This is a genomic window from Streptomyces sp. NBC_01233, from assembly GCF_035989305.1.
Classification (GTDB): domain Bacteria; phylum Actinomycetota; class Actinomycetes; order Streptomycetales; family Streptomycetaceae; genus Streptomyces.
In genome coordinates this window covers 4,475,675-4,500,613 of sequence record NZ_CP108514.1, presented here as the reverse complement: position 1 = coordinate 4,500,613, position 24,939 = coordinate 4,475,675, and the positions used below count along the sequence as shown (strand labels likewise).

The window sequence follows — 24,939 nt, the reverse complement described above, 5'->3', positions numbered from 1 at the left end:
CATCGAAGCGAACCGGCGCGGGCGTCAGCCCTTGAGGCGCGCCATCCAGGCCTCGACCTCGGTCGAGGTGCGGGGCAGTCCGGCGGACAGGTTTCGGTTGCCGTCCTCCGTGACGAGGATGTCGTCCTCGATCCGGACGCCGATGCCGCGGTACTCCTCGGGCACGGTCAGGTCGTCGGCCTGGAAGTAGAGACCCGGCTCGACGGTGAGGCACATGCCCGGCTCCAGGGTGCCGTCGACGTACGCCTCGGTGCGCGCTGCGGCGCAGTCGTGCACGTCCATGCCGAGCATGTGGCCGGTGCCGTGCAGGGTCCAGCGGCGCTGCAGGCCCAGCTCCAGGACGCGCTCGACCGGGCCCTCCAGCAGACCCCACTCGACGAGCTTCTCGGCCAGCACGTGCTGCGAGGCGTCGTGGAAGTCGCGGAACTTCGCACCCGGCTTCACCGCGGCGATGCCGGCTTCCTGGGACGCGTAGACCGCGTCGTAGATCTTGCGCTGGATGTCGGTGTACGTGCCGTTGATCGGCAGCGTGCGCGTGACGTCGGCGGTGTAGAGGGAGTGCGTCTCCACACCGGCGTCGAGCAGCAGCAGGTCGCCGGAGCGGACGTCGCCGTCGTTGCGGACCCAGTGGAGGGTGCAGGCGTGCGGGCCGGCGGCGCAGATGGAGCCGTAGCCGACGTCGTTGCCCTCGACGCGGGCGCGCAGGAAGAAGGTGCCCTCGATGTAGCGCTCGGAGGTGGCCTCGGCCTTGTCCAGGACCTTCACGACGTCCTCGAAGCCGCGGACGGTGGAGTCGACGGCCTTCTGCAGCTCGCCGATCTCGAAGGCGTCCTTCACGGCGCGGGCCTCGGAGAGGTAGACGCGCAGCTCCTCGTCGCGCTCCTTGGTCACCTTGTCGGTGAGGGCGGACTCGATCACGGAGTCGTGGCCGCGGACGCACCGGACCGGGCCCTCGGCCTCGGCGAGGGCCTCGGCGAGCGCGCGCACGTCGCTGGCGGGAATGCCCAGGAGCTGCTCGGCCTCGGTGAGGGAGTGGCGGCGGCCGACCCACAGCTCGCCCTGGCCGGAGAGCCAGAACTCGCCGTTCTCCCGGTCGGAGCGCGGCAGCAGGTAGACGGTGGCGGTGTGCCCGGCCGCCCCCGTGGGCTCCAGGACCAGGACGCCGTTCTCGGTCTGGTCGCCGGTCAGGTACGCGTACTCGGTCGAGGCGCGGAAGGGGTACTCGGTGTCGTTCGAGCGGGTCTTCAGACGGCCGGCGGGGACGACGAGGCGCTCGCCGGGGAAGCGCGCGGACAGCGCGGCGCGCCGGTCGGCGGTGTGCCCGGCCTGGGCGATGGGCTCCAGGCCGTGCAGCTCGGTGTCGGCCCAGCCGGTGCGCATGCTCTCGGCGAGTTCGTCGCTGACGCCCGGGTACAGACCGTTCTTGCGCTGCTTGTGCGTCTTCTTGGGCTGCTCTTCTTCCGGGGTCTCCGGGGTGAGCTCGTCAGCCACGTCTTCTCCTCAGCTACGACGGTACGGACCTGGGTGTGGACCGCATCCATCGTATGCGTGTGCGGAGAGAGCCGGTCCGTATCGTGCCGTCCGTCACGATACGGACCGTGGACCGCGGCCCGGCCGAACTCGAAGCGGCCTACCCGGGACGGCTCACTCGAAACGGGCGGCGAGCAGCACGATGTCCTCGGGGGCGTCGGCCGGCTCCCCCTCGGGCAGCAGGGTCCGCAGGATGTGCTCGCACAGGGCCGCCGGGTCCTCCCGGACACTGCGGGGCACGCCCGCGGCCGCCGCGTGCAGCCGTGCGTAGGCCCGGTCCATCGGGTCTCCGGTGTGGTGCAGCAGCCCGTCGGTGTAGAGCAGCACCGTTTCTCCGGGTGCCGGTTCGATTTCCACGCTCGGCGCCTCCCAGCAGGACAGCATGCCCAGCGGCGCGGAGAGCGAGGTCTCCACGTACTCGGTGCGGTGCTCGCCGATGAGGAGCGGCGGGGTGTGTCCGGCGCCGGCCAGGATGATCTTGTGGCCCTGGCCGTCGGAGTGCGGGCCCCCGGCCGGTTCGCAGTAGGCGAAGAGCGCGGTGGCCGAACGCGCCGGCTCCGTGAGGCGCAGCAGCAGTTCCAGGTCGGACAGGACCGCCACCGGGTCCTCGCCCTCCATGACGGCATAGGCGCGCAGCGATGCCCGCAGCCTCCCCATGGCGGCGACGGCGCTCGGCCCCGATCCGGTGACGGAGCCGACGGCCAGGCCCAGGGCGCCCTCGGGTAGCGGCAGCGCGTCGTACCAGTCGCCGCCGCCGCGCGGCCCCGTGTGGTGGCGGGCGGCGAGCTGCACGCCGGGGATCCGGGGGAGCCGGCTGGGCAGCAGTTCCTCGGCGACGGTCGCCAGGCGCGAGCGGGAGCGCTCCACCTCCAGCATCCGGGCCAGGTGTTCGGCGGCGTGCCGGACGTACAGCCCGGCGAGGTCGCGCTGGCGGTCGTTCGGCTCGGCCTGCTCGTCGTAGAGCCAGACGGCCGCGCCGAGCCTGCCGGTGGCTTCGGCGGTCAGCGGGAGCGCGTAGCTGGCGGCGTAGCCGAGACGGGCCGCGACCTCGCGGTGACGGGGGTCGACGGGGGCGGCGAAACCCCCGGTGCCGGGGGGCTCGCCCGGTTCGGGGAGGACCTCGGAGCCGCCGTGGGCATCGGGCAGTCCGTCGAGGATCCGGCCGTACGAGGTCGCGCTGCGCGGCACGGTCTCGATGTGGCCGAGCTCGGCGTGGCCGAGACCGAGGCCGATCGTGCTGGTGGGGCCGAGCCCGTCGGAGGGCTCCAGGACGATCAGGCCGCGGCGGGCGCCGACGAGTGAGGCTCCGGCGCGCAGGAACTCGTGGAGGGAGGTGTCGAGGTCACTGGTGCGGGCCAGCCGCTCGGTGAGCTCGTGCAGGGTGGTGAGGTCCGAGACCATGCCCGCCAGCCGGTCCTGGATGACACTGCCCGGGCCGGGCGGTGGGACCGGTGCGGGGGCGGTTCGGGCGGGTGCGGGCGCCGCAGTGTGCGGTGACGCGGTAACTGCCGGATCGATTCCAGCCACTTTCGGCAGATGCGGGGCGCTCATGGCGTCCGCCTTTCCACCTGGTGCGATTCGCCATATAGCATCGCAAACCCCCAGATCGTGCTGCGCCGCCATCAAGGAATCCACATCTACACGCACACGTGGATGGATGTCCAGCATTGCCCAGGTGGGAATCCTGGTGTCCGTGGGACGGCAACTCACTGTCGAGCCAAGGCTAGAACTTGGCCGGAAAAAGCTGGAAGCAGTCGGTTTTTGAGGTCGACTGGGCGGGCGCCGCAGGGGGGTCGGGTACGTATTCGGTGGCACCCGGGGGCAGTTGGGGCCGCCGGGAACCGCTTGGAACCACCTGGCACGGGCCGTCGTCCTTAGCGGCGGCAGCCGGTCTCGGCCGCCGGCGCGGGTCGCGCTCCGCCCCCGCCGGACGTGTGATGGAAGAAACTGCACGAACCGTGTGAACCTGCTTCTGGCGGACAGTGACGCGAAACCTGTACGTGTGGTGAGACACCGGTTACCTGGTGTGATGTGGCCCTCGGCGTTCAACGGAAAGGAACGAGCGCTCATGCGCGAGATCCTCGGAAGGCGTCTCCAGCGGCTCCGCGATCGCTTTCAATCCCTGCGCCCCGACCCGGGACAGAGCGGCACCGCGTCCGCTCTCCTCGACGCGGCGCTCGTCTGCGCCACCACATGGCAGTGGCCCGTGCTGCCCGGTGTCGGCCGGTCCGCCACCGACGGCTCGCGGTGCGCCTGCCCCGATCCCGACTGCGTCGTCCCCGGCGCCCACCCCTTCGACCCGGGGCTGCTCGCCGCCACCACCGACCCCCGGATGGTGGTCTGGTGGTGGACCAACCGGCCCACCGCCCCCGTTCTGATGGCCACCGGCGGGACCGCCCCGTGCGCGGTGAGCCTGCCGGCGGGCGCGGCCGCGCGGGCCCTCGTACGACTGGACGCGCAGGGCATGCGGCTCGGGCCGGTCGTGGCCACTCCCACCCGCTGGTCGCTGCTGGTGGCGCCGTATTCGCTGGAGCGGCTCGGCGAACTCCTCTACGCGAAGGACCACGTGCCCTCCTCGCTGCGCTTCCACGGCGAGGGCGGCTACCTGTTGCTGCCGCCGTCCGCCGCGTCCAGCGGTGGCCAGGTGCGCTGGGAACGGGAGCCGCGGCCCCAGCCCCAGCAGCGGAAGCAACAACAGCGGCAGGCACAGCCGCAGTCGACGGCGGAGCCGGAACCGCAGGGTGGGGTGAACCTCTGGCTGCCCGAGGTCGAGGCGGTCGTGGACGCGCTGGTCGAAGCGAGCAGCGGCGCACCCGGCGGTGGCAGCAGGCTCGCGTACTGACCTGCAGGGCGTCGGCGGATCACTCGTACGGGTGCCAGCGGGACCAGTTTCGAGGGGAATTGGGCGCGGGGATCTCCGCGCCCCATTCCCGCGTCGCTATCTTCGGCGAATGAATCTCCGCCTGATCGGTATCGGCACCGGTGTGCTGATCATCTTGTCGCTCCCGCTCGCCGGAGCGATCGCCGGGCCGGATTTTGCCGGTCAGGGTGACGGAAAAGGCGGCGGCCTGTTCTCGGCGCTCGGGCTTTCGGACTCTTCTCGTACGTCCCCCGCGGCCCCGGCGCGGCCGGCGGCGGTGGAGCCTGGGAAGCCCGGTCCGGCCGAGCAGCCCCGGACCGATTCCCGCTGCGGTCCTGAACTGTCCTCGCCGCACGGAGTGGAGGCGCAGACCTGCGTGCTGGTGGGCGAGGGCCATACGTGGGGCCGGAGTTACTACAGGAACACGAGTGGTCGCGCGCTGGATGCCGTGCTGACGATGATGGGTCCGGCCGGGCGCACGGTGCAGATCCGCTGCGTGGTCGGCGCGGGCGACGAGCCGGGCCTGTGCGAGACGCCGAAGGAAGAGTCGGCCGGCGATCCGGACAGTTACTCGGCCGTAGCGGAGTTTGCAGTTCCGGATGATGAAGGGGAGCTGCTGCTGCGGTCCGGGAGCAACTCGTCGGGACCGCGTGACGGTTGAGTACCGCCGTAAATGGAAGGGCCCGGTCGCTGGCGACGGGGGATGCACCAGCGACCGGGCTACAAGAACGGTAACAAGAGATCGCCTGTTCGCAAATTCGATCTCTGATATTCAGACACCGATTTGCAGACGATTAGCGGGAGTTGTGACTCCGGTCACCGGCTCCACGCGTGCGCTCGGTCAGCTGAGGGTCACCTGGCGGTTGGTGAGTCCGCCGCGTGCCCGGCGCTCCTCCGTGGTCAGCGGGGCGTCCGTGGCCAGGGCCCCGGCCAGCCGCTCCGCGAACTCTGCCGCGGGCTTCTCGACGTCGTCGGCCGTCACCCCGGTGGGCAGGTCCCAGACGGGGACCACGAGGCCGTGCGCGCGGAAGGAACCGACGAGCTTCGTGCCCTCGCCGAGGGAGGTCGTGCCGGCCGCGTGCAGCCGCGCGAGGGCGTCGAGCAGCTTCTCCTCGGGGTGCGGCATGACCCAGCGCAGGTGGTTCTTCTCCGGGGTCTCGCACCAGTAGGCGGCGTCCACGCCGGTCAGCTTGACGGTGGGAATGGCGGCCGCGTTGGCGCGCTCCAGCGAGGCGGCGATCTCCGGGGAGGCGTTCTGCGCGCTCTCGGATTCCGGAATCCAGAATTCGAAGCCGCTGTGCACAACCGGCTCGAAACCGCCGTCCGCGTCCAGGAGATCCTGAAGTCGGGGGCCCTCGGCGGGAACCCGGCGGGCAGCGACCGGAGTACCGGGCTCCGCTACGAGCGCGCGCTCCAGCGTGTCGGCCATGTCGCGGCCGAGGTCCCCGCTGGACGAGTCGTTCTGCAGGCCGAGGAGGACGGACCCGTCCTCGCGGCGCAGCGCCGGCCAGGCCATGGGCAGTACGGTCACCAGCGTGACGGAGGGAACGCCCTCGGGCAGACCGCCCTTGAGGGTGAGCGGGACGGTGGCGGCGGGCACGAGCTCGCGCAGCGCGACCCAGTCGCACTCGCCCGGCAGGCCCTCGAACGGGCGCTGCACGTGCTCGGTGACGGCGTGGGCGGCGGCTGCGCCGTGGCAGGCCTTGTAGCGGCGCCCGGATCCGCAGGGGCAGGGCTCGCGCGCGCCCACAACGGGGATCTCACCGTTGTTGAGCTGCGGCTTTGCAGTCTTGGCTGCGGGGCGCTTCTTGGCCATCGTGCGTGTCTCCCGGTTGCGGCGGTACGGCGTCTTGTCTGGGCGCGAGCCTAGCCGTTCGTACCGCCGGAACCGGTGGGGTGCGGCCGGGAGCACGGTCGGCGTGCGCTCCCGGACGGCCGCCTGTGCGGATGACCGGTACTGCTGTTCTGTTGGTCGTGCGGATCACTGTGCTTCACGTGTGCTGCAGGGCTGTGCTGTCAGGGATCCCGCAGTCAGGGGTCCAGGTCGTCGAACGCCGTGCTGAAGTCGATCGCCGGGGGCGCAACGCGCGTAGCGAAATCCTCGTGCCGGGGCCCACAGGCAACGACCACCCACACGGTGACCTCACCCGCCGCTCCGTCCCGGACACCCCAGTCCTGGGCAAGGGCGCTGATGATGTTCAGCCCCCGGCCGCCGCGCGCGGTGACCGAGGGCGTTGCAGGAACAGGGCGGGTGGGACCGCCCCCGTCCGTGACCTCGACCGTCAGCCGCCCCGCTCTGTCGACGCGCCATGCGGCGCGTATCTCCCCGTCCCCGACTTCCCGCGTGCCCAGGGGCCTGCCGTGTCGGCAGGCGTTGCTGAGCAGTTCGGAAAGGATCAGTACGGCATCGTCCACGACCGATTCGGGCACACCGCTGATACGCAGTTGTTCGCGCATCCGGTGTCTCGCCTCGCCCACGCCCGCAGGACCATGGCGTACGTCCATGCACGACGACGTGGGCACTTCTTGTGCCACCACCAACGCCACCCCCGGAACCTCCTTAGCCCCACGCATGGTCTGGATGCCCCAATGGCCTGGACCGGAAACCGCCGAAGCGGGCCCCTCTGACGCATTCATGCCGAACGAATGCGGAGCGGATGCGCCGGAGCACACCCTGTTACTGGAGAGTCAGGGGTGACGGGTGCGCAAATCGGGACGTCAGCGCCCCAGTTGGGACAGAACTTGGCGGGGTCTGTTCGTGATGATCGCTTCCACACCCAGATCAGCGCAGAGCTGAACGTCTTCGGGCTCGTTCACTGTCCATACGTGTACGGAGTGGCCCGCGTCCTGGAGCCTGCGGATGTAGCCGGGGTGGTTGCGCACGATCCGCATCCCGGGGCCGGCGATCGTCACCCCGGCCGGCAGCCGCCCGTCCCGCATCCGGGGCGAGATGAACTGCATCAGGTACACGGTCGGGATCGTCGGGGCGGCCGCCTGCACCCGGTGCAGGGAGCGCGCGGAGAAGCTCATGACCCGGACCGGGTGCGGCCCCGCGGCGGGCGGGGTGTCCAGGCCGAAGCGCTTGAGGAGGAAGAGGAGGCGTTCTTCCACCTGTCCGGCCCAGCGGGTCGGGTGCTTCGTCTCGATCGCGAGCTGTACGGGACGTCCGGCGTCGGAGACGAGCTCCAGCAGGCGCTCCAGGGTGAGGACGGAGGTCCGTTCGGGGTCCGCGTCCCAGTCGGGGGACTCCTCGCGGTCCTTCCAGGAGCCGAAGTCGAGAGCGGCGAGATCGGCCAGCTCCAGGGCCGATACGGCGCCGCGGCCGTTCGAGGTTCGGTTCACCCGGCGGTCGTGGACCAGCACCAGGTGGCCGTCGGCGGTGAGCCGGACATCGCATTCGAGGCCGTCGGCGCCGTCCTCGATCGCCTTGCGGTAGGCGGCCAGGGTGTGCTCGGGGGCGTCCTCCGAGGCGCCGCGGTGGGCGACGACCTGGATGGTGCGCGGCATTGCGTGGGTCACCGGGTCATCGTGCCACCGAGGGGGCCCCCGGCGTCGAGGTCCATCCTGTGGATCCGTCCGAAATGTCGGATATAAAGAATGGGGAGAGATGCACAGGTCCGGCTTACAGTGCTCTGACGGGTCATGGGAAAGGCTTTGCCCAGGAACTTGTGCGGCACGTCGAACGTTCAGTCGGACCGATCGCCAGAGATTTTTCGAAGCCGTGTGTGACGAGGAGAGAGCGCTGTGAGCAACGAGAACGAGGGCACCGCGGCCCCCACACCCCCCGCGGCCCCGTCCGTACCCCCTGCTCCGGCCTCCGAGACGCAGGCGGGACACGAGCTTGCTCCGCAGCCGGCCGACGCCGCACCGCAGGCCGCGGCGCACGTCCCGGCCGCTCCGGCGACCGGGCCCGTGGCCGCCGAGCCGGTGACCCAGCAGCTGCCGCCGACGCCCGCTACCGAGCCCACCCAGCACATCCCGCCCGCGCCGGCCTACGGTCAGGCTCTCGCGCCGGCCGCACACGGAGCCGAGGGCTGGCCGCCCCCGCCGCCCACCGTGCCGGCGTACGGTGGTCACGGCGGCGGTGCCTGGGGTGCTCCCCTGACCACCGACGGCGCCCCCGCGCCCAAGCCGAAGGGCAAGGGCGGCCTCATCGCGGGCGTGCTCGTGGCGGCCCTCCTCGCGGGCGGCATCGGCGGCGGCGTCGGCTACTGGGCCGCCGAGCGCAGCAACAACGGCACCGGCTCGACCACGATCAGCGCGGCCATCCCCAAGGACATCAAGCGCGAAGCGGGCTCCATCGCCGGCCTGGCCGCGGGCGCACTGCCCAGCGTGGTCACCATCGAGGCCTCGGCAGGCGACGGCGAGGGCGGCACCGGCACCGGGTTCGTCTACGACCAGCAGGGCCACATCCTCACCAACAACCACGTGGTGGCCTCCGCCGCGAACGGCGGCAAGCTCTTCGCGATCTTCTCCGACGGCAAGAAGTACGACGCCGAGGTGGTGGGCCGAGCCCAGGGCTACGACGTCGCCGTCCTCAAGCTGAAGAACCCGCCGGCCGGCCTCAAGCCGCTGCCGCTCGGCGACTCCGACAAGGTCGCGGTCGGCGACTCGACCATCGCGATCGGCGCCCCCTTCGGCCTGTCCAACACGGTCACCACCGGCATCGTCAGCGCCAAGAACCGCCCGGTCGCCTCCGGAGACGGCAGCGGCAGCAAGAACTCCTACATGAGCGCGCTCCAGACCGACGCCTCGATCAACCCGGGCAACTCCGGCGGCCCGCTGCTCGACGGCCGCGGCGCGGTCATCGGCATCAACTCCGCCATCCAGTCGGCCGGCAACGGCGGCTTCGGCGGCGGCCAGGCCGGTTCCATCGGCCTCGGCTTCGCCATCCCGATCAACCAGGCGAAGAACGTCGCCGAATCGCTGATCAAGACGGGCAAGCCGGTCTACCCGGTGATCTCGGTCTCCGTGGACCTCCAGGCCAAGGCGGAGGGCGCGAAGATCTCCGAGCAGGGTGCGGCGGCCAACGAGCTGGTAGACCCGAACGGCCCGGCGGGCAAGGCCGGCCTGAAGCCCGGCGACGTCATCACCGAGTTCGGCGGCAGGCCGGTCGACAGCGGCCCGACCCTGATCAGCATGATCTGGACGTACAAGCCCGGCGACACCGTGAAGCTGACCTACCTGCGCAGCGGCAAGCCGACCACGGTCGACATCACGCTTGGCTCGCGGGTCGGCGACAAGTAGCGGTAACGGCCACGGCGGTGGCCCGATGACGAGGGGGCCGTAGGCGGGATTCTGCCTACGGCCCCTCCAACGTCCGCTTATGCTTCGTTGGTGTTCGATTCCCGGCACATACGGACCTTTCACGCGGTGGTCGCCTCCGGGTCGTACTCGGCGGCCGCCCGCGTGCTGGGGTACACCCAGCCCGCCATCACCCAGCAGATGAAGGCGCTCGAACGCGCCGTCGGCACCCCGCTGTTCACCCGCGTGGGCCGCAAGATGCAGCTCACCGAGGCCGGGGAGTCGCTCTCCCGGCACGCCGAGACCATCCTCGGCAACCTCTCCGCCGCCGAGGCGCAGCTGAGGGCGTACGCCCGCCTGCGCACCGGGCGGGTCAGGTTGTGCGGTTTCCCCAGCGCCAACGTCACCCTCGTACCGGAGGCCCTGAGCGGCCTGGCCAAAGACCATCCGGGCGTCCAGGTGGAGCTGCTGGAGGGCGAGCCGCCGGAATCGCTGCGCCGGCTGGAGCGCGGCGAGTGCGACATCACCCTGGCCTTCACCTATCCCGGCCTGCACGAGGAGATCCCGGAGGAGGTCGCCGAGGTCAGGCTGCTGGAGGACCAGCTGACGGTGCTGCTCCCGACCGGGCACCCCCTGGCCCGGCGCCGCGCCGTGCACCTGGCCGACCTCGCCGAGGAACGCTGGATCGCCGGCTGTCCGCGCTGCCGGGCGAACCTGCTGCACGAGTGCGCGGAGCTGGGCTTCGTACCCGACATCCGCTTCGCCACCGACGACAACCTGGTGGTGCAGAGCCTGGTCGCACAGGGGCTGGGGGTGGCGATGATGCCCGCCTTGGTGCTGCCTTCCCTCTCGCTGAGCCGGGTCTGCGGGCGGGCGCTCCAGCCCGCCGCGCGCCGGCACATCGCCGCCTACGTCTACCGGGACCACCTGCGGATTCCGGCGACGGCCGTGGTCCTCGACGCACTGAAGCAGGCGGCGGCGAACCGGGTCGGCTGCTGATCAACCCAGGGTCAGCTGCGGGTCAACCCATAAGCAGTGCTTGGGATTTCAGGTCATAACTGTCGTTGGACGTGATGGAACGACGGCAGCACGCTGCCGATATGACCACCACCACGCCGGCCCGCACCACCACGAGGATGGCCGCCCTCGTCAGTGAGATCCGCACCGTCGTGGAGCGGGGGCTGGCTCCCGACCTCACCGCGTATCTGGTGGGTGAACGGCTCGCCCCGCACCTGGGCGCGCCCGACCTCCTGGCGCCGGCGCAGCAGGAGGGCGACCCGGAGCGGTACCGCCAGCACATCCTGCACGCCGAGTCGGACGGCAGCTTCTCGGTGGTGGCCCTGGTCTGGCTGCCCGGGCAGGAGACCTGCATCCACGACCACGTGTCGTGGTGCGTGGCCGGAGTGCACCAGGGCGAGGAGAGCGAACGCCGCTTCCGGCTCGCGCCGGGCGTCGGCCCGGCCCGCCTGGTGGCCACCGAGGACGTGGTCAACGCACAGGGTGAGGTCTGCGGCTTCGCCCCGCCCGGCGACATCCACAAGGTGCGCAACTCCTGTGGCACCAAGGCGATATCCGTGCACGTGTACGGGGCCGACGTGTCCCGGCTGGGCACCAGCATCCGCCGCGTCTATACGCTCCCCGTCGACTGATGGCCCTCCTCCACCGCCCGCACGGCGCGGCGGTCCGGCATGTTTCACGTGAAACATCCACTCCCTGGACCGGGTTGGCGATGGCCGTGGGCGGGGCGCTGACCGCCTGGTGCATCCACCGTCTCGTGTCCGCCGTACCCATGCTGACGGCCTCGGTGGTGCTGGGCATCGCGGTGGCGCATCTCCCCGGTCTGCGGACCTTCGTACGCGGAACCGCGCGCCCGGGCCTTTCCCTGGCCGGCCGGCGGCTCATGCGGATCGGCATCGTGCTGCTGGGCCTCGGCCTGGGGCTGGACCAGGTGCTCCGGCTCGGCTGGGCCACGGTGGCGATGGTGGTGGGGGTGGTCGCGGCCACCTTCCTCGGAACCGTCTGGCTCGGGCGGCGTCTCGGCCTCCCCGGCGACCAGCCGCTGCTGATCGCCACCGGCTACTCGATCTGCGGGGCCTCGGCGATCGGCGCGGTGAGCGAGGTGTCGGGCAGCGACGAGGAGGACGTGGCTGCCTCCGTGGCGCTGGTCACCCTCTGCGGAACCCTCGCCATCGCGGTACTCCCTCTCCTCCAAGGCCCGTTGGGACTCTCCGACCCGGCTTTCGGACGGTGGGTCGGCGCCGGCGTCCACGACGTCGGCCAGGTGGTGGCGACCGCGCAGACCGCAGGCCCGGACGCCTTGGGTGAGGCGGTGCTGGTCAAGCTCATGAGGGTGGCGCTACTCGCCCCGCTGGTGGCGGTCGTGGCCTTCTCCGTGCGGGCCCGGCGACGCGGGGTGCGCACGGCCTCGGGGCGCCGGCCGGCCCCGGTTCCGCTGTTCGTCGCCGGCTTCCTGGCCGCGGCCGCGCTGCGCGCCACCGGCGCACTGCCCGACGTAGCGCTGGAGTGGGCACACACCGCGCAGGAGGCACTCCTGGCAGCGGCCCTGTTCGGCCTGGGGAGCGCGGTGCACCTGCCGACGCTGGCCCGGACCGGGGGGCGGGCGGCGGCGCTGGGGCTCGGGGCGTGGGTGGTGGTGGCCGGCGTTTCGTACGCGGGCGTGGTGCTCACCGTATGACGGTGCAACGGCGAGGAGTTGGCCAATTCCTGGCCGGAACCGACCGAACGTTCTGACTGCCCGCTGACATTGACGCGCGGCCGTGCCACTCTGCCCCGACAAGGCCGCACCAGGCACAAGCCACCACGCACGCGCACCACGCACGCGCACCACGCACGCGCACCACGCACGCGCACCACGCACGCGCACCACGCACGCGCACCACGCACGCGCACCACGCACGGCCGATCCGCACCGACCGTTCTTCACCCCCACCCTGCCCGGCTTCACCGGACCGGGCACGGCAGAAGGAGTCATGCGTGAATCGTCATCGCACGGCCTTATCCGTCCTGCTCTCGGCGGGAGCCCTGGTCGCGGGCGTCCTGACGGCGGCCGGTCCCTCGGTCGCGGCGGACGCCCCCGCGTCCTTCCGGCAGCAGCACACCTCCGGCTTCTGGACCGCCGAGCGGATGCGGAGCGCCACCCCGCTCGACGTGACGGCGGTCCCCGGCACGTCCCGCACCCCGGCCGCCTCCTCGCCGGCGGCCACCAGGATCCCCCCGACGGCGGCCGCGTCCCCCACCGCCTTCCCGCAGGCGGGCGGCGCGTGGACGGGCGGCGGCGCGGTCGTGAAGACCTCGGGCCGGGTCTTATTCACGATGGGTGACCGGACCGCCTCCTGCTCGGGCGACTCGGTGACCAGCGCCAACGGCAGCACGGTCATCACGGCCGGCCACTGCGTGAAGTACCAGGGCGCCTGGCACACGAACTGGGTCTTCGTGCCGGCCTACAACAACGGGTCCGCGCCCTACGGCCAGTGGTCGGCCACCAAGACCTTCGCCACCGACCAGTGGGCGGCGAGCGAGGACATGAACATGGACGTCGGCCTGGCCGTCGTCGCCCCGCTGAACGGCCAGACCCTCAGCCAGGCCGTCGGCGCCCAGGGCATCCTGTTCAACGGCGGCTACAACAAGAAGATGTACTCCTTCGGCTTCCCGGCCGCGGCCCCGTACGACGGAACGAAGCTGGTCTACTGCAGCGGCAACAGCGGCAAGGACTTCCTGCTGACCCGCGACCACAGCCTGGCCTGCAACATGACCGGCGGTTCCAGCGGCGGCCCCTGGTTCCAGGACTTCAACGAGGCCACGGGCCTGGGCACCCAGGTCTCGGTGAACAGCTTCGGCTACACCTTCCTGCCGAACCGGATGTACGGCCCCTACTTCGGCAACGAGGCGAAGGCGGCCTACGACAAGGCCCAGGTCTCCTGACCCGATGTGGGGAGCCCGGCAGGCCTCGCTCACCCGCGGGTGAGCAGGGCTCCCCACATGGCCCGCGTGCGGTGGGCACGGTAGGACAGCTTCTTCCACGGCCGGTACCGCCAGGGGAACGCTTCCGCGTAGCCGTCGACGTGGCGGAACTGCTCCACCGCTGCCCGGTAGCGGCCCTGGCGGAGCAGGAAGTACGCGAGCGCGTGCCGTGCCGAGGGCAGGTTCGGGTGGCCTTCGGCTGCGGCCACGTCGTCGAGAGCGGCGTCGACGAGCGCGGTGAGCACCGGGGTCCGGAAGAAATCGGCGGGCACGCGCCCCTCGGCACTGAGGACGTGGTGCTCGTACCAGGAGACCAGCGGCAGCACGGTCAGCAGGCTGCCCCTCGGCGCCCGTCGAGCGGCCTCGGCTGCGAACTGCTCGGCCTCCTGGGCGGAACCGCGCCACTTGCGGCACTTGTACTGCAGGGCGGCGGAGTGGGCCTGGTAGTGGTCGGGCGCCCGCTTGGTGACCTCGGTCCACAGAGATCGCATCTGCTCCTTGGAGTACCCCAGTCCGAGGGCGACCCAGATCTCCTTGGCGAGCGGGGTGGGGTCATCGGGGTTCAGTGCGGCGATGTGCGCGAGATCCTGCTGAGCCCCGACCAACTCACGGTGGAAGCCCTGGAACTGCTCGGTGGAGGTCGCGCTCGCGTAGGCGGCTCCTCGCAGCTTCCAGGCGTACTCGACGCGCGCGCACGCGCTGACCAGCATGGCGTCCGGGTCCTCGGGGCGGGCGGCGTGCCACTTTCCGAGCCAGGCGTCGTCGTCGTAGACGGCCGTGTACGCGAGGTGCTGCACGTAGTGCGCGCGCAGGTTCCAGTCGCTCCCGGCAGAGCCCACGAGGAGGGCCGCCGGCTCCCACTCCCCCGTGCGGACGGCCTTGAGGACGGGCTGGAGTTGCGGATCGGGCCCGGGCAGCCGGCCGTTCTGGGGCCGAAGGGGGAGCAGCCCGTACCGCAGCCAGTACGCGGCCACGAGAGAACCTATGAGGATGATTGCGGCCATGGATGTCCCTGATGCCTTGAAAGTCGCCCGGTTGTTCGAGCGCTGAGCGCAGCGGAGTATGCGCACCCACCGGCGGAAATCGCAACGGCGATTCGAGGGAGCCCCGAGCAGTGGCGCCAGCCGGTACTCTGTACCCCGCTCCGCCGCTGGTCGGCCGGGGCGAGGGTGGGTTGCCCGAGCGGCCTAAGGGAACGGTCTTGAAAACCGTCGTGGCGCGAGTCACCGTGGGTTCAAATCCCACACCCACCGCACATGAACGGCCCCCGACCGGGAGACCTGGTCGGGGGCCGTTGTGTCGTGCGGGCCGTCCGCCGCTGCCGACGTCCGTGGTTTCCCTCTGCGAATTCAGCGCCTGCGCCAGCCGCCGGGGACGCGTGCCACCCACTGGCTTCTGCTGACGTGGCCGGCCCCCCTGACCTCGGCGAATGTGAGTATCGCCACGCAACCGCGGAGGGCCGGGCGTACCAACGCCTTTGAGCCATATGGCCGGTTGACATGCCCCCGATGGATTTGGCACCCTCCGCAAAGATCATTTCCAGATGATCATCAGCACGTGAATGAAGGAAGTCAGCAGTGCAGATCAAGCGCAGCATGAAGGTCGCAGTCGCCACCGGCGCACTCATCATCGCCGGTGCCGCTCCGGCCCTGGCGACCACCGCCTACGTCGGTGGCGGCGAGTGGAGCTACGGCGCCGGTACCGCCACGGTGTGGTCGGACTACTACCACGGCTCCAAGTGCCACGGTTCGACCTCCGTCGGTGCCTACATCGACAGCGACGAGGCCTCCGCGGGCTCCTGGTCCATCACCCAGGCCAAGGTGAAGCTGAGCGGCAACAAGTCGTACTACAACACCTCCTGCTGATCTGAGCCGGGTCCCACGCCCCGGCCTTTCAGTGCTGAGCCGTCCGGCCCTCCGGGGCCGGGCGGCTCGCTCCCCCCACGCGCTGCGCTCCAGAAGTGCCCCTAGCTAGGCAATAGATGCTGCATCGAGGTATCAAGTTCGCCCACGCCGTCGTCCTGGCGTTCTCCGCGACCCTCTCTTTCCTGTTCCTCCGGAGCCTCGACGAGGACTGGGCCCTCGGGCACTCCGCCGTCGTCTGGGTGACGGACGCCGACGGCGCGGCCAGCGGCTCGCAAGTCGCCGCCGTGGTCGCCGATTTCGCCGCGAAGAACCACGCGACGGTCGCACGCGAGGTCCCCGACCTCAAGGACCCGTCCCACCGCCGTCATCTCTACCTCGCACCCGGTGGCCCCCACTCCGACTGGCTGCGCGAGGGCTATCCCGCGTTCAGCCGCGGATATCAGACCGAGGTGCACCCCGTCGCCGAGCTGGGCCAGCGCGACCCGCGCGGTTTCTACTACGTCTTCGGCCCGGACGCCGCCGCCACGTCGCTGACCCGGACCCTCAACGACCTCGGGCTGGTCGCCTCCGTCAACCAGCCCTTCTCCCTGGCGCAGCTGACCACCGTCTACGCCGACAGCGCGCTGTACCGCTCGTTCTTCGTGGTCGCGCTCGCCGTCGTCACGATGACCGGCGCGAGCGTCCTGCTCAACGCCAAGGCCTACGGGGTGCAGCGGCTCCAGGGCAGATCGTTCGGCCGGATCCTCCTGCGGGACATGCGGCAGCTGGCGGCGTTCTGGACGGTCGCCTGCGCCGCGGTCTCCGCCCTCACCCTGCTGATCCTCGGCCTCTACAACGGACTGGCGTGGATCCGCCAGTTCGCCGCGATCGCCCTGGGCGTCACCTTCGCGCTCAGCCTGATCGCCCTCGTCACCCACTCGGCCATGCTCTGGCTGACGTTCCAGACCGACGTCCTGCGCGCCCTCAAGGGCGAACTGCCCGCGCGCGCCGCGTCGATCAGCGCCTACGTCGTACGGATACCCGCGCTGCTCCTCGCCCTCAGCATCGCCACGGCCGTCGTGCTCGGCGCCCAGGACGTCCTGGCCCGGCAGGAGAGCCGGGAGGCGTACGCGAAGATCGGCGACGCCACCTCGATCCGGTTCAACGGCAGCCTGGCGACCGACACGGCGCTGCGCAGCCTGGACGAGAACGTCGGCCCCTGGCTCCGCCAGGCCGACCGGGACGGCCAGATCATCGTGGCCGGGCACCGGGACCTGCGGCTGTCGGCCGGCATACCGGGTCTGACCAAGGGCGACCTGCTGGTCGTCAACGAGTCCTTCCTCGGGAAGCAGCCCCTCCTCGACCCGGCGGGACGACGGATCGAACCGACCGCCGCCGCCCCCGACCAGGTCCGGCTCCTCGTCCCCGAGAACCTCGCGCAGCACACCGCCCGGCTCAAGGAGCTCACGCCGACGTGGCTGAGCCCGAGCGACCCGAGCAAGATCGCTCCGGCGCAGGTGAAGACCATGCCGACGAAGGACGGGCAGCGCGTCTTCACCTACAACCCGCGCGGCAAATCGCGCGCCTCGGACAACCCCGGCGCGGACGACTCCCTGGTGACGGACCCCGTCATCATCGTCTTCCCCAACGGCGCGCCCTACCTGAGCGACAAGGGCTACACGAGCTACGCCTCCCAGCGCAGCATCGTCTTCCACAACCCGGACGACGTCACGGCCGGTGTCCAGCAGCGGCACCTGGAGTCGTACGTCACCGCCGTGACCCCCGTGGGGCAGGACGCCGCGCTCGAGCTGCGCAAGGTGGTCGGAGACTTCCGGCTCCAGCTGTTCAACCTGGTGGTGGCCGTGGCGGTGCTGCTCATCACCGGGATCGGCGTCTGCATCGTCCACTCCCGCAAGAACGCCCAGGCGATCTTCGCCCGCCACATCAGCGGCTGGACCTTCACGGCCACCCACCGTCCCGTCCTGCTGCTCGAAGGCCTGCTGGCCGTGCTGCTCGCCGGATGGGTGCCCTTCCAGGTGTGGCAGCAGAACCAGGACGCCGCCCGCTACGAAAGCCTCGGCATCCCCGCCCCCACCCCGCCCGCCGAATTCACCGGGCTCGACTTCGGCGTCACCGGTGTGCTCGTCGCCGTAGAGGTCGCGGCGGTGCTCGTGGCCCTCGTCGTCTTCCACCGCCGGATCGTCAAGGAAGGGGCGACCGAGTCGTGATCCCCCACCTTTCTGCAGGAGTTTCCACATGATCGAGATCGAGAGCCTGTCCAAGTCCTTTGGCCCGCGAACCCTCTGGTCCGATCTCTCCTTCACCGTGGCGCGCCGCGAGATGCTGGCCCTGACCGGCCGGAGCGGCTCCGGCAAGTCGACGCTGCTCAACTGCCTCGGCCTCCTCGACGCACCAAGCTCAGGGGCGATCCGGCACGAGGGCCGCGACATCACCGGCTTCGGCCCGCGCGCCACACGGCACTACCGGCGTGACGTTCTCGGCTACCTGTTCCAGAACTACGCGCTGATCGAGAACGCGAGCGTCGCCGCCAACCTCGAAGTCGCCATGAAGCCGCGACGGGCGAGGAAGGACGCTCCGACCGTCGCCGAGGCCCTGGAGCGGGTCGGGCTGGCCGGACGGGAGAAGGAGCAGGTCCACCGGCTCAGCGGCGGTGAGCAGCAGCGCGTCGCGCTGGCCCGCCTGATCGTCAAGCAGCCCGCCCTCGTCCTCGCCGACGAACCGACGGGCGCCCTCGACCACGACAACACCACCATGGTCGTCGACATCCTCCGCACGATGTGCGAAGAGGGCTGCGCCGTCGTGATCGCCACCCATGACGATGCCGTCCGTGACCGTTGCGACACGGTCCTGACCGTCGGCGACGCCACCCATCCCGTTCCTGTGAACGAAAGGCAGCACGCATGAACGCCTGCATCGTCCGCCGCACCCTCCTCGGCGCGGTGCTCCTCGCCGGCATCGCGGTCCTGGCCGTCTACGGCACGCACGCCGGCACCATCCTCGGCCGGATCGGCCTCCGGATCTTCTGACGGCCCGCCTTTCTCCCCTCCGCTCCTCCGTCTCCGCTCTTCCGAAGCAGGCCCAGGTCCCCGACCCGGGCCTGCTTCGGCGTTCATACGTCCTTCCGGGTGGTGTTTGTCGGAAGATCGGCGCGGAGGGTGGGGGCGGTGCGGTTGCGAACACATCATGACGAATGTATGCAGATCCGCCCGTCGGAACATCGCGAATCGAGGCACCCCGTCATGGCTCACCGCAGCGCCCTCTCATCGATCTGGACCACCCTCCTCACCGCCCTCGTGGCCCTCCTCTCCTCCCTCGGCCTCGGCGGGAAGGCGGCTCTGGCCGGCGCCACCGCCCCGGCGGGCGACGCTCCGGCTGCCGGCGTTGCGGCCTCCGCAGCCGCGGTCCCCGTCGCCCGACCGGCCGTCGCGGCCCGGCGGACCTGGCGGGCGATGATGCGGGGCGGTTCGCTGCCGCCGACCATCAAGCAGCGGATCCGCGCCGAGGCCCACGGCAAGAACCCCTCCGTCCGCCGCTCGACCACCGCCGCGGCCATGGGCGCCGGACCGGGAACCGCCGATCGGCTCCTGCCCTCGGCCGCATCCCCTGTCGGAGTCGGAGTCGGAGTCGGAGTCCGAGGCGGAGTCGGAGCCCCCGCGGTCCCCGCCCGAGGAGCGCTCGCGCTCGCCGCGTGACCCCGTACCCGTACCCGCAGTTGCAGATGGAGACGTAGACGTACGGCGCTGGAGCCCGGTCGGTCGTGACCGTGGATCGCGCCGCGTGGCGCCCCGGAGCGGGGCGCGGATGAATCACCCCGGCGTGCGCCGGGGGGTGTGCAGGGGGCGTGAAGCTTGGCATTGCAGGGCCGCAGGCCCGGGAGACGGTGGGGTTCCCGGACGGCGCGGCCCTTTTCGGCATGTCCGGGGCCGGGCGGTCTGGCGGAACGCTTCCTCGCTTGCCCGTCGCGGGCTGCGGCCGGTCCCAGGGTGCTGACCTGGGGCTTCAGGGGGCGCGAATGAGGTTTATCCGGTGTTGGTCATACTTGCGGGGGAATCGGGGACTCCGGGGTGGTTCGCCGGGGATTCGGTGGGCAACTCTGGTCTCGCGACGTCGTCACCACACGGAACGACCGAGGCGGTCGGCCAACTGCCTTGGAACAATTCCCACTTCGGTTTTCTGGAGGATAAAGACATGGCAAGCATCCGTACCGCCCGCGTCATTGCCGCCGTCGCCGCTCTCCCCCTCGCCGCCGCGCTCTTCGGCGGGGTGGCATCGGCTGACAACGGCTCCTTCGCGAACGACGGATCGAATGCGAGCGTCGCCAGCATCATCGGAAGCGGCGTGGGTGGTTCCAACAGCGGCAACTCGTCCACCTCGCAGCAGGTGGCCACCGGTTCCGGTGCCTCCAACCAGAACAACACCGCCCAGGTCAACGGCTCGGCCTTCACGGCGATCCACCAGGCCAACTCGAACGTAGAGGTCGACTTCTTCCCCTGGTGGTAGCCGCGGCCTGAGCCGCTCCGCATCCTGAGGGCGCCTGTGCGACCGGACCGGCTGGGGTCCGGTAGCGCAGGCGCCCTCGCGCGTGCCCGCCCTCTCCGGGCGCATCCTCCGCCCTCGCCTCCCCTCCCGACCTTGACACCACGGGTGAATCTGACGGACAGTCAGGTTCCCTCGTTGATGTGATGCCGGGAGGCCAGCGCCGTGCACCTCGCCCCGACCGAAGGCCAGTTGCGGCTCCGCGCCGAACTGCGCGAGTACTTCCAGGATCTGCTGCCGGACGGAGCCCCCGAGGACCCGGCCCGCCAGCGCGAACTGCTGCGCCGCATCGGCGCCGACGGACTGCTCGGCCTCGGTTGGCCCGTCGAGTACGGCGGCCAAGACCGCGGTGCAGACGAGCAGTTCGTCTTTTTCGACGAGGCCTACCGGGCCGGCGCCCCCGTCTCCATGGTCACGCTCAACACCGTCGGCCCGACCCTGATGAAGTACGGGACCCAGGAGCAGAAGGACTACTTCCTGCCCCGGATCCTCACGGGCGACATCGTCTTCGCCATCGGCTACTCCGAACCCGAGGCCGGCACCGACCTGGCCTCCTTGCGCACCCGCGCGGTCCGGGACGGCGCGGACTGGCTGATCGACGGGCAGAAAATCTTCACTTCCAACGCCCAGAACGCGGACTGGATCTGGCTCGCCTGCCGCACCGACCCCGAGGCCCCCAAACACAAGGGCATATCGATCATCCTGGTGCCCACCGACGACCCCGGCTTCGCGTGGACCCCGATCGAGACGGTCGGCGGCCTCACGACCACCGCGACGTACTACGACTCCGTCCGCGTGCCCGTCGGCAACCTCGTCGGCCCCGAGCACGGCGGCTGGGGCCTGATCACCAACCAGCTCAACCACGAACGCGTGGCGCTCGCCGCCATCGGCATGCAGGCCGAGGACTTCTACGGGTACGCGCTCAGCCACGCCCGTACCCCCGACCCGGTCACCGGCGACCGGCCCGCCGACCTCCCCTGGGTGCAGTCCCGGCTCGCCGAGGCGCACGCGCGACTGGCCGCCGTGCGTCTCCTCAACTGGCGCCTCGTCCAGGACGTGGGCGGCGGAAGCCTGGCCCCGGGCGACGCCAGCGGCGTGAAGTTCCTCGGCACCGAGTCCACCGTCGAGGTGTACCGGATGTGCCAGGAGGTGGTGGGCGAGGAGGCCCTGATCCGGGGGCCGGGGCCCGGAGTCTTCGCGGGCGGCGAGCTGGAGCGGATGAATCGGGCCGCGCAGATCAACACCTTCGGGGGCGGGGTCGGCGAGGTCCAGAGGGAGATCGTCGCCATGATGCGGCTCGGCATGAAGGGAAGGAAGCGATGACCGCGGATGCCACCGGTACGGGCACCGGCTCCGGCACGGATACCGGCTCCGGCACGGATACCGGCTCCGGCACGGTCGAGGAGGCAGCCCGGTTCCACGCGCTGCTGGCGGCCTTCGAGGGACAGCCGGCCGCCACGGCGGGCCGGGGCAAGGACGCGGTCAACGAGCCGATGATCCGCCATTGGTGCGAGGCGATGGGCGATGCGAACCCCGCCTACACCGGGCCGGACGCCATCGCTCCGCCCACCATGCTCCAGGCCTGGACGATGGGCGGTCTCTCCGGCCACTCCGACCGCTCCTCCGCCTACGACGGGCTGTTCGCGCTCCTCGACGGCGCCGGCTTCACCTCCGTGGTCGCCACCGACTGCGAGCAGGAGTACCTCCGCCCGCTGCGCCCCGGCGACGCGGTCACCTTCGACGCCGTCATCGAATCCGTGTCACCGCGCAAGACGACCAAGCTGGGCACCGGCCACTTCGTGACCACCCGCATGGACGTCCAGGTGGACGGGGAGCTCGCCGGTACCCACCGCTTCCGGATCCTCAAGTACGCCCCCGCGGCCAAGCGGGAGAAGAAGACCGAGGCCCGGCGCCCCCGTCCGGTGGTCAACCGCGACAACCAGGGCTTCTGGGACGGGGTGCGGGACCACAAACTGCTGATCCAGCGCTGCACCTCCTGCGCCGCCCTGCGCTTCCCGTGGCTGCCCGGCTGCAACGCCTGTGCCAGCCCCGACTGGGACACCGTCGAGGCCTCCGGAGCCGGCACGGTGTTCAGCTACGTCGTCATGCACCACCCGCCCTTCCCGGCGTTCGACCCGCCCTACGCCGTCGCACTCGTCGAACTCGCCGAGGGGGTCAGGATGATCAGCAACATCACCGGCGTCCCGTACGACAAGGTGCGCATCGGCCTGCCCGTCCAGCTGGAGTTCCTGCGCGTCGACGAAGACCTCGAACTCCCCGTCTTCCGCGGGAGCGAGGGCTGATGGACTTCCACCCCACCGAGGAACAGGCCGCCGCAGCCGGTCTCGCCGCCCGGATCTTCGCCGATCTCGCCACCCCCGAACGCCTCGCCGCCGCCGGCACCGGGAGCGACGCCGAGCTGTGGAAGGCCCTCACCACGGCCGGACTGACCGCCGCCGTCGAGGAGATCGGCCTGCTCGGGCTGGTCCTGCTGCTGGAGGAACAGGGCCGCACCACCGCGCAGGTCCCCTACGCCGCCACCTGCGCCTACGGGATCCTCCCCGTCGCCGCGCACGGCAGCCCCGAGCAGCGCGCCCGGCTGCTGCCGGCCCTCGGCGCGGGCGAGGCCGTCGCCACCGGGGCCTTCCCGGCGCGCGGCCGGATCACCGCCTCGTCCGAAGGCCGCCTCACCGGCACGGCCCCCGCCGTGCCCTGGCTGCGCGACGCCACGCACGTCCTGGTCCCGGACGCGGACCGGGCGCTGTGGCTCGTACGGACGGATGCGCCCGGAGTGGAGACGGCGGCGGTGGAGACCACGGCCCCTTGGGCGGCGGGCCGGCTGACCCTGACCGGAGCCGAGGCCGAGCGCATCGGGAGCGACGGCGCCTACGAGGACACCCTCGCCGCCGCACGGACCGCCTTCGCCGGGCTCCAGGCGGGCGTCTGCGCGGGCTCGCTCGCCCGGGCGGTGGAACACACCTCCACCCGTGAACAGTTCGGCCGGCCGCTCTCCACCAACCAGGGCGTCATGCTCCGCGCGGCCGACGCCCACATGGACACCGAGGCGATCCGGGTCACCGCGTACGAGGCGGCCTGGCGCATCGACCAGGGCCTGCCGGCCCGCGAGCACGCGCTGACGGCGGCGTGGTGGGCCTCGGAGGCGGGCAAACGGGTCGTGCACGCGGGCCAGCACCTGCACGGCGGCATGGGCGCCGACCTGGACCATCCCGTCCACCGGCACTTCCTGTGGGGACGCCAGCTGGACGCGTACCTGGGCTGCGGCAGCGAGCTGCTTGCCGAACTGGGAGCCTCGATCACTTCGAAAGCCGAGGGAGAACACGCATGAACATCGGCGACACGCTGCCCCCGCTGGAGATACCGGTCACCCGCACGCTGATCGTCGCGGGCGCGATCGCCTCCCGCGACTACCAGGACGTGCACCACGACGCGGCGCTCGCGCAGGAGAAGGGCTCCCCGGACATCTTCATGAACATCCTGACCACGAACGGCCTGGTCGGCCGGTACGTCACCGACCACCTGGGGCCGCAGGCCGTCCTGCGCAAGGTGGCCATCCGCCTCGGCGCCCCCAACTACCCGGGCGACACCATGACCCTCACCGGGACGGTCACCGCCGTGTCCGGGAACACCGTCGAGATCCGGGTCGTCGGTGCCAACGGCATCGGCCACCACGTGGCGGGGACGGTCACCGCGGAGGTGTCGGCATGAGCGTCCGCACCCGGGACGAGCTCGGCGGCCGGGCAGCCATCGCCGGCATCGGCGCGACCGAGTTCTCCAAGAACTCCGGCCGCAGCGAGCTCAAGCTGGCCGTCGAGGCCGTGCACACCGCCCTCGACGACGCCGGGCTCACCCCCGCCGACGTCGACGGCATGGTCACCTTCACGATGGACGCCAACCCCGAGATCACCGTCGCCCAGGCGGCCGGCATCGGGGACCTGTCCTTCTTCTCCCGCATCCACTACGGCGGCGGCGCGGCCTGTGCCACCGTCCAGCAGGCCGCCCTCGCCGTCGCCACCGGGGTCGCGGAGGTCGTGGTCTGCTACCGCGCCTTCAACGAGCGCTCCGGGCGCCGCTTCGGCTCCGGCGTCCAGCAGCGGGAGCCCTCGGCGGAGGGGGCGGCGCTCGGCTGGTCGCTGCCCTGGGGGTTGCTGACCCCCGCCTCCTGGGTGGCCATGACCGCCCAGCGCTACCTGCACACCTATCACCTCACCCCCGAGGCCTTCGGGCACGTCGCGGTCACCGACCGCCGCCACGCCGCGAACAATCCGGCCGCCTACTTCCACGGCAAGCCCATCACCCTTGCCGACCACGCCGCCTCGCGCTGGATCGTGGAGCCGCTGCGACTGCTGGACTGCTGCCAGGAGACCGACGGCGGCCAGGCCCTCGTCGTCACCACGGCCGAGCGGGCCCGGGACCTGCGGCACGCGCCCGCCGTGATCACCGCGGCCGCGCAGGGCGCCGGTCGCCGCCAGGAGGGCATGACCTCCTTCTACCGCGACGACCTCACGGGGCTGCCCGAGATGGACGTGGTCGCGCGCCAGCTCTGGCGGACCAGCGGGCTGCGGCCCTCGGACATCGACGTGGGCATCCTCTACGACCACTTCACCCCCTTCGTGCTGATGCAGCTGGAGGAGTTCGGCTTCTGCAAGCCCGGCGAGGCCGCCGATTTCGTGGCAGCGGACGCACTGCCGATCAACACGCACGGGGGACAGCTCGGGGAGGCGTACCTGCACGGCATGAACGGCATCGCCGAGGCCGTCCGCCAGCTGCGCGGCACCTCCGTCAACCAGGTGGAGGGCGCGGCGCACGCCCTCGTCACGGCGGGGACCGGGGTGCCGACCTCCGGGCTGATCCTCGGCGCCGACGGCTGAGACCCGGTCCCTCGGGCCCCCGCCCCCTCCACCT

At 71.2% G+C, this 24,939-nt stretch carries 24 protein-coding genes and 1 tRNA gene; 19 read left to right on the top strand and 6 right to left on the bottom strand.

What is annotated here, in order from left to right; translation table 11 throughout:
- Positions 1-24: 24 nt before the first annotated feature.
- Together OG332_RS21200 and OG332_RS21195 are read right to left on the bottom strand one after the other, a co-directional pair.
- Complete coding sequence (locus OG332_RS21200) at positions 25-1,491, bottom strand: aminopeptidase P family protein (RefSeq protein ID WP_327414947.1); 1,467 nt, start codon at positions 1,489-1,491, stop codon at positions 25-27.
- A 153-nt stretch (positions 1,492-1,644) separates the two neighbouring features.
- Positions 1,645-3,198: a PP2C family protein-serine/threonine phosphatase gene (locus OG332_RS21195; protein ID WP_327414946.1), complete on the bottom strand. Its 1,554-nt coding sequence runs from the start codon at positions 3,196-3,198 to the stop codon at positions 1,645-1,647.
- A gap of 400 nt (positions 3,199-3,598) precedes the next feature.
- On the opposite strand from OG332_RS21195, the gene OG332_RS21190 reads away from it, so the two are divergent.
- Both OG332_RS21190 and OG332_RS21185 read left to right on the top strand, forming a co-directional pair.
- Positions 3,599-4,372: a bifunctional DNA primase/polymerase gene (locus tag OG332_RS21190; protein ID WP_327414945.1), complete on the top strand. Its 774-nt coding sequence runs from the start codon at positions 3,599-3,601 to the stop codon at positions 4,370-4,372.
- A 109-nt stretch (positions 4,373-4,481) separates the two neighbouring features.
- On the top strand, positions 4,482-5,051 hold the full coding sequence (locus OG332_RS21185; RefSeq protein WP_327414944.1) for a hypothetical protein: 570 nt from the start codon (positions 4,482-4,484) through the stop codon (positions 5,049-5,051).
- 180 nt (positions 5,052-5,231) lie between these two features.
- Here the strand turns inward: OG332_RS21185 and OG332_RS21180 are convergent, their stop codons facing one another.
- The 3 genes from OG332_RS21180 to OG332_RS21170 all read right to left on the bottom strand — a co-directional run bounded on the left by OG332_RS21180 (position 5,232) and on the right by OG332_RS21170 (position 7,897).
- A complete protein-coding gene (locus OG332_RS21180; protein WP_327414943.1) occupies positions 5,232-6,206 on the bottom strand; it encodes a DUF5926 family protein in 975 nt (324 codons plus the stop codon).
- A gap of 215 nt (positions 6,207-6,421) precedes the next feature.
- Entirely contained in the window at positions 6,422-6,895 is a 474-nt protein-coding gene (locus OG332_RS21175; protein WP_442816186.1) for an ATP-binding protein, read from the bottom strand.
- A gap of 213 nt (positions 6,896-7,108) precedes the next feature.
- Positions 7,109-7,897 (bottom strand): glycerophosphodiester phosphodiesterase, encoded by a 789-nt coding sequence (locus OG332_RS21170; protein WP_327419322.1) that lies wholly within the window; start codon positions 7,895-7,897, stop codon positions 7,109-7,111.
- A 237-nt stretch (positions 7,898-8,134) separates the two neighbouring features.
- Here OG332_RS21170 and OG332_RS21165 point away from each other — a divergent pair, with 237 nt between their 5' ends.
- From OG332_RS21165 to OG332_RS21145, 5 genes are all read left to right on the top strand, one after another.
- Entirely contained in the window at positions 8,135-9,637 is a 1,503-nt protein-coding gene (locus OG332_RS21165) for a S1C family serine protease (RefSeq protein WP_327414942.1), read from the top strand.
- A 90-nt stretch (positions 9,638-9,727) separates the two neighbouring features.
- Entirely contained in the window at positions 9,728-10,633 is a 906-nt protein-coding gene (locus tag OG332_RS21160) for a LysR family transcriptional regulator (RefSeq protein WP_327414941.1), read from the top strand.
- A 101-nt stretch (positions 10,634-10,734) separates the two neighbouring features.
- Entirely contained in the window at positions 10,735-11,283 is a 549-nt protein-coding gene (locus OG332_RS21155; RefSeq protein WP_327414940.1) for a cysteine dioxygenase family protein, read from the top strand.
- A complete protein-coding gene (locus tag OG332_RS21150) occupies positions 11,283-12,329 on the top strand; it encodes a YeiH family protein (RefSeq protein ID WP_442816185.1) in 1,047 nt (348 codons plus the stop codon). Before OG332_RS21155 ends, OG332_RS21150 begins: the two co-directional genes overlap by 1 nt.
- A gap of 299 nt (positions 12,330-12,628) precedes the next feature.
- Positions 12,629-13,576 carry a trypsin-like serine peptidase gene (locus OG332_RS21145; protein ID WP_327414938.1) on the top strand — a complete coding sequence of 316 codons (948 nt, stop codon included), beginning with the start codon at positions 12,629-12,631 and terminating at the stop codon, positions 13,574-13,576.
- A 29-nt stretch (positions 13,577-13,605) separates the two neighbouring features.
- Here OG332_RS21145 and OG332_RS21140 read toward each other — a convergent pair whose 3' ends face one another.
- Positions 13,606-14,619, bottom strand: a complete 1,014-nt coding sequence (locus OG332_RS21140; protein WP_327414937.1) for a hypothetical protein — start codon at positions 14,617-14,619, stop codon at positions 13,606-13,608.
- 164 nt (positions 14,620-14,783) lie between these two features.
- Here OG332_RS21140 and OG332_RS21135 point away from each other — a divergent pair.
- The 12 genes from OG332_RS21135 to OG332_RS21080 all read left to right on the top strand — a co-directional run bounded on the left by OG332_RS21135 (position 14,784) and on the right by OG332_RS21080 (position 24,905).
- Positions 14,784-14,868 (top strand) — tRNA-Ser (locus OG332_RS21135).
- 324 nt (positions 14,869-15,192) lie between these two features.
- Positions 15,193-15,480, top strand: a complete 288-nt coding sequence (locus tag OG332_RS21130) for a lactococcin 972 family bacteriocin (protein ID WP_327414936.1) — start codon at positions 15,193-15,195, stop codon at positions 15,478-15,480.
- Between the two features lie 116 nt (positions 15,481-15,596).
- Positions 15,597-17,687, top strand: coding sequence for a bacteriocin-associated integral membrane family protein (locus OG332_RS21125; RefSeq protein WP_327414935.1), 2,091 nt, complete (start codon positions 15,597-15,599; stop codon positions 17,685-17,687).
- A 28-nt stretch (positions 17,688-17,715) separates the two neighbouring features.
- Positions 17,716-18,384, top strand: a complete 669-nt coding sequence (locus OG332_RS21120; RefSeq protein ID WP_327414934.1) for an ABC transporter ATP-binding protein — start codon at positions 17,716-17,718, stop codon at positions 18,382-18,384.
- A complete protein-coding gene (locus OG332_RS21115) occupies positions 18,381-18,506 on the top strand; it encodes a hypothetical protein (protein WP_327414933.1) in 126 nt (41 codons plus the stop codon). Before OG332_RS21120 ends, OG332_RS21115 begins: the two co-directional genes overlap by 4 nt.
- Positions 18,507-18,719: 213 nt before the next feature.
- Positions 18,720-19,172, top strand: a complete 453-nt coding sequence (locus OG332_RS21110; RefSeq protein WP_327414932.1) for a DUF6344 domain-containing protein — start codon at positions 18,720-18,722, stop codon at positions 19,170-19,172.
- 496 nt (positions 19,173-19,668) lie between these two features.
- Positions 19,669-19,980: a hypothetical protein gene (locus OG332_RS21105; protein WP_327414931.1), complete on the top strand. Its 312-nt coding sequence runs from the start codon at positions 19,669-19,671 to the stop codon at positions 19,978-19,980.
- A gap of 201 nt (positions 19,981-20,181) precedes the next feature.
- Positions 20,182-21,339, top strand: coding sequence for an acyl-CoA dehydrogenase family protein (locus tag OG332_RS21100; protein WP_327414930.1), 1,158 nt, complete (start codon positions 20,182-20,184; stop codon positions 21,337-21,339).
- Complete coding sequence (locus tag OG332_RS21095; RefSeq protein ID WP_327414929.1) at positions 21,336-22,319, top strand: bifunctional MaoC family dehydratase N-terminal/OB-fold nucleic acid binding domain-containing protein; 984 nt, start codon at positions 21,336-21,338, stop codon at positions 22,317-22,319. The genes OG332_RS21100 and OG332_RS21095 overlap by 4 nt, the downstream gene beginning before the upstream one ends.
- On the top strand, positions 22,319-23,362 hold the full coding sequence (locus OG332_RS21090; RefSeq protein ID WP_327414928.1) for an acyl-CoA dehydrogenase family protein: 1,044 nt from the start codon (positions 22,319-22,321) through the stop codon (positions 23,360-23,362). The genes OG332_RS21095 and OG332_RS21090 overlap by 1 nt, the downstream gene beginning before the upstream one ends.
- On the top strand, positions 23,359-23,742 hold the full coding sequence (locus OG332_RS21085; protein WP_327414927.1) for a MaoC family dehydratase: 384 nt from the start codon (positions 23,359-23,361) through the stop codon (positions 23,740-23,742). Before OG332_RS21090 ends, OG332_RS21085 begins: the two co-directional genes overlap by 4 nt.
- Positions 23,739-24,905: a lipid-transfer protein gene (locus OG332_RS21080; RefSeq protein ID WP_327414926.1), complete on the top strand. Its 1,167-nt coding sequence runs from the start codon at positions 23,739-23,741 to the stop codon at positions 24,903-24,905. Before OG332_RS21085 ends, OG332_RS21080 begins: the two co-directional genes overlap by 4 nt.
- Positions 24,906-24,939 lie beyond the last annotated feature (34 nt).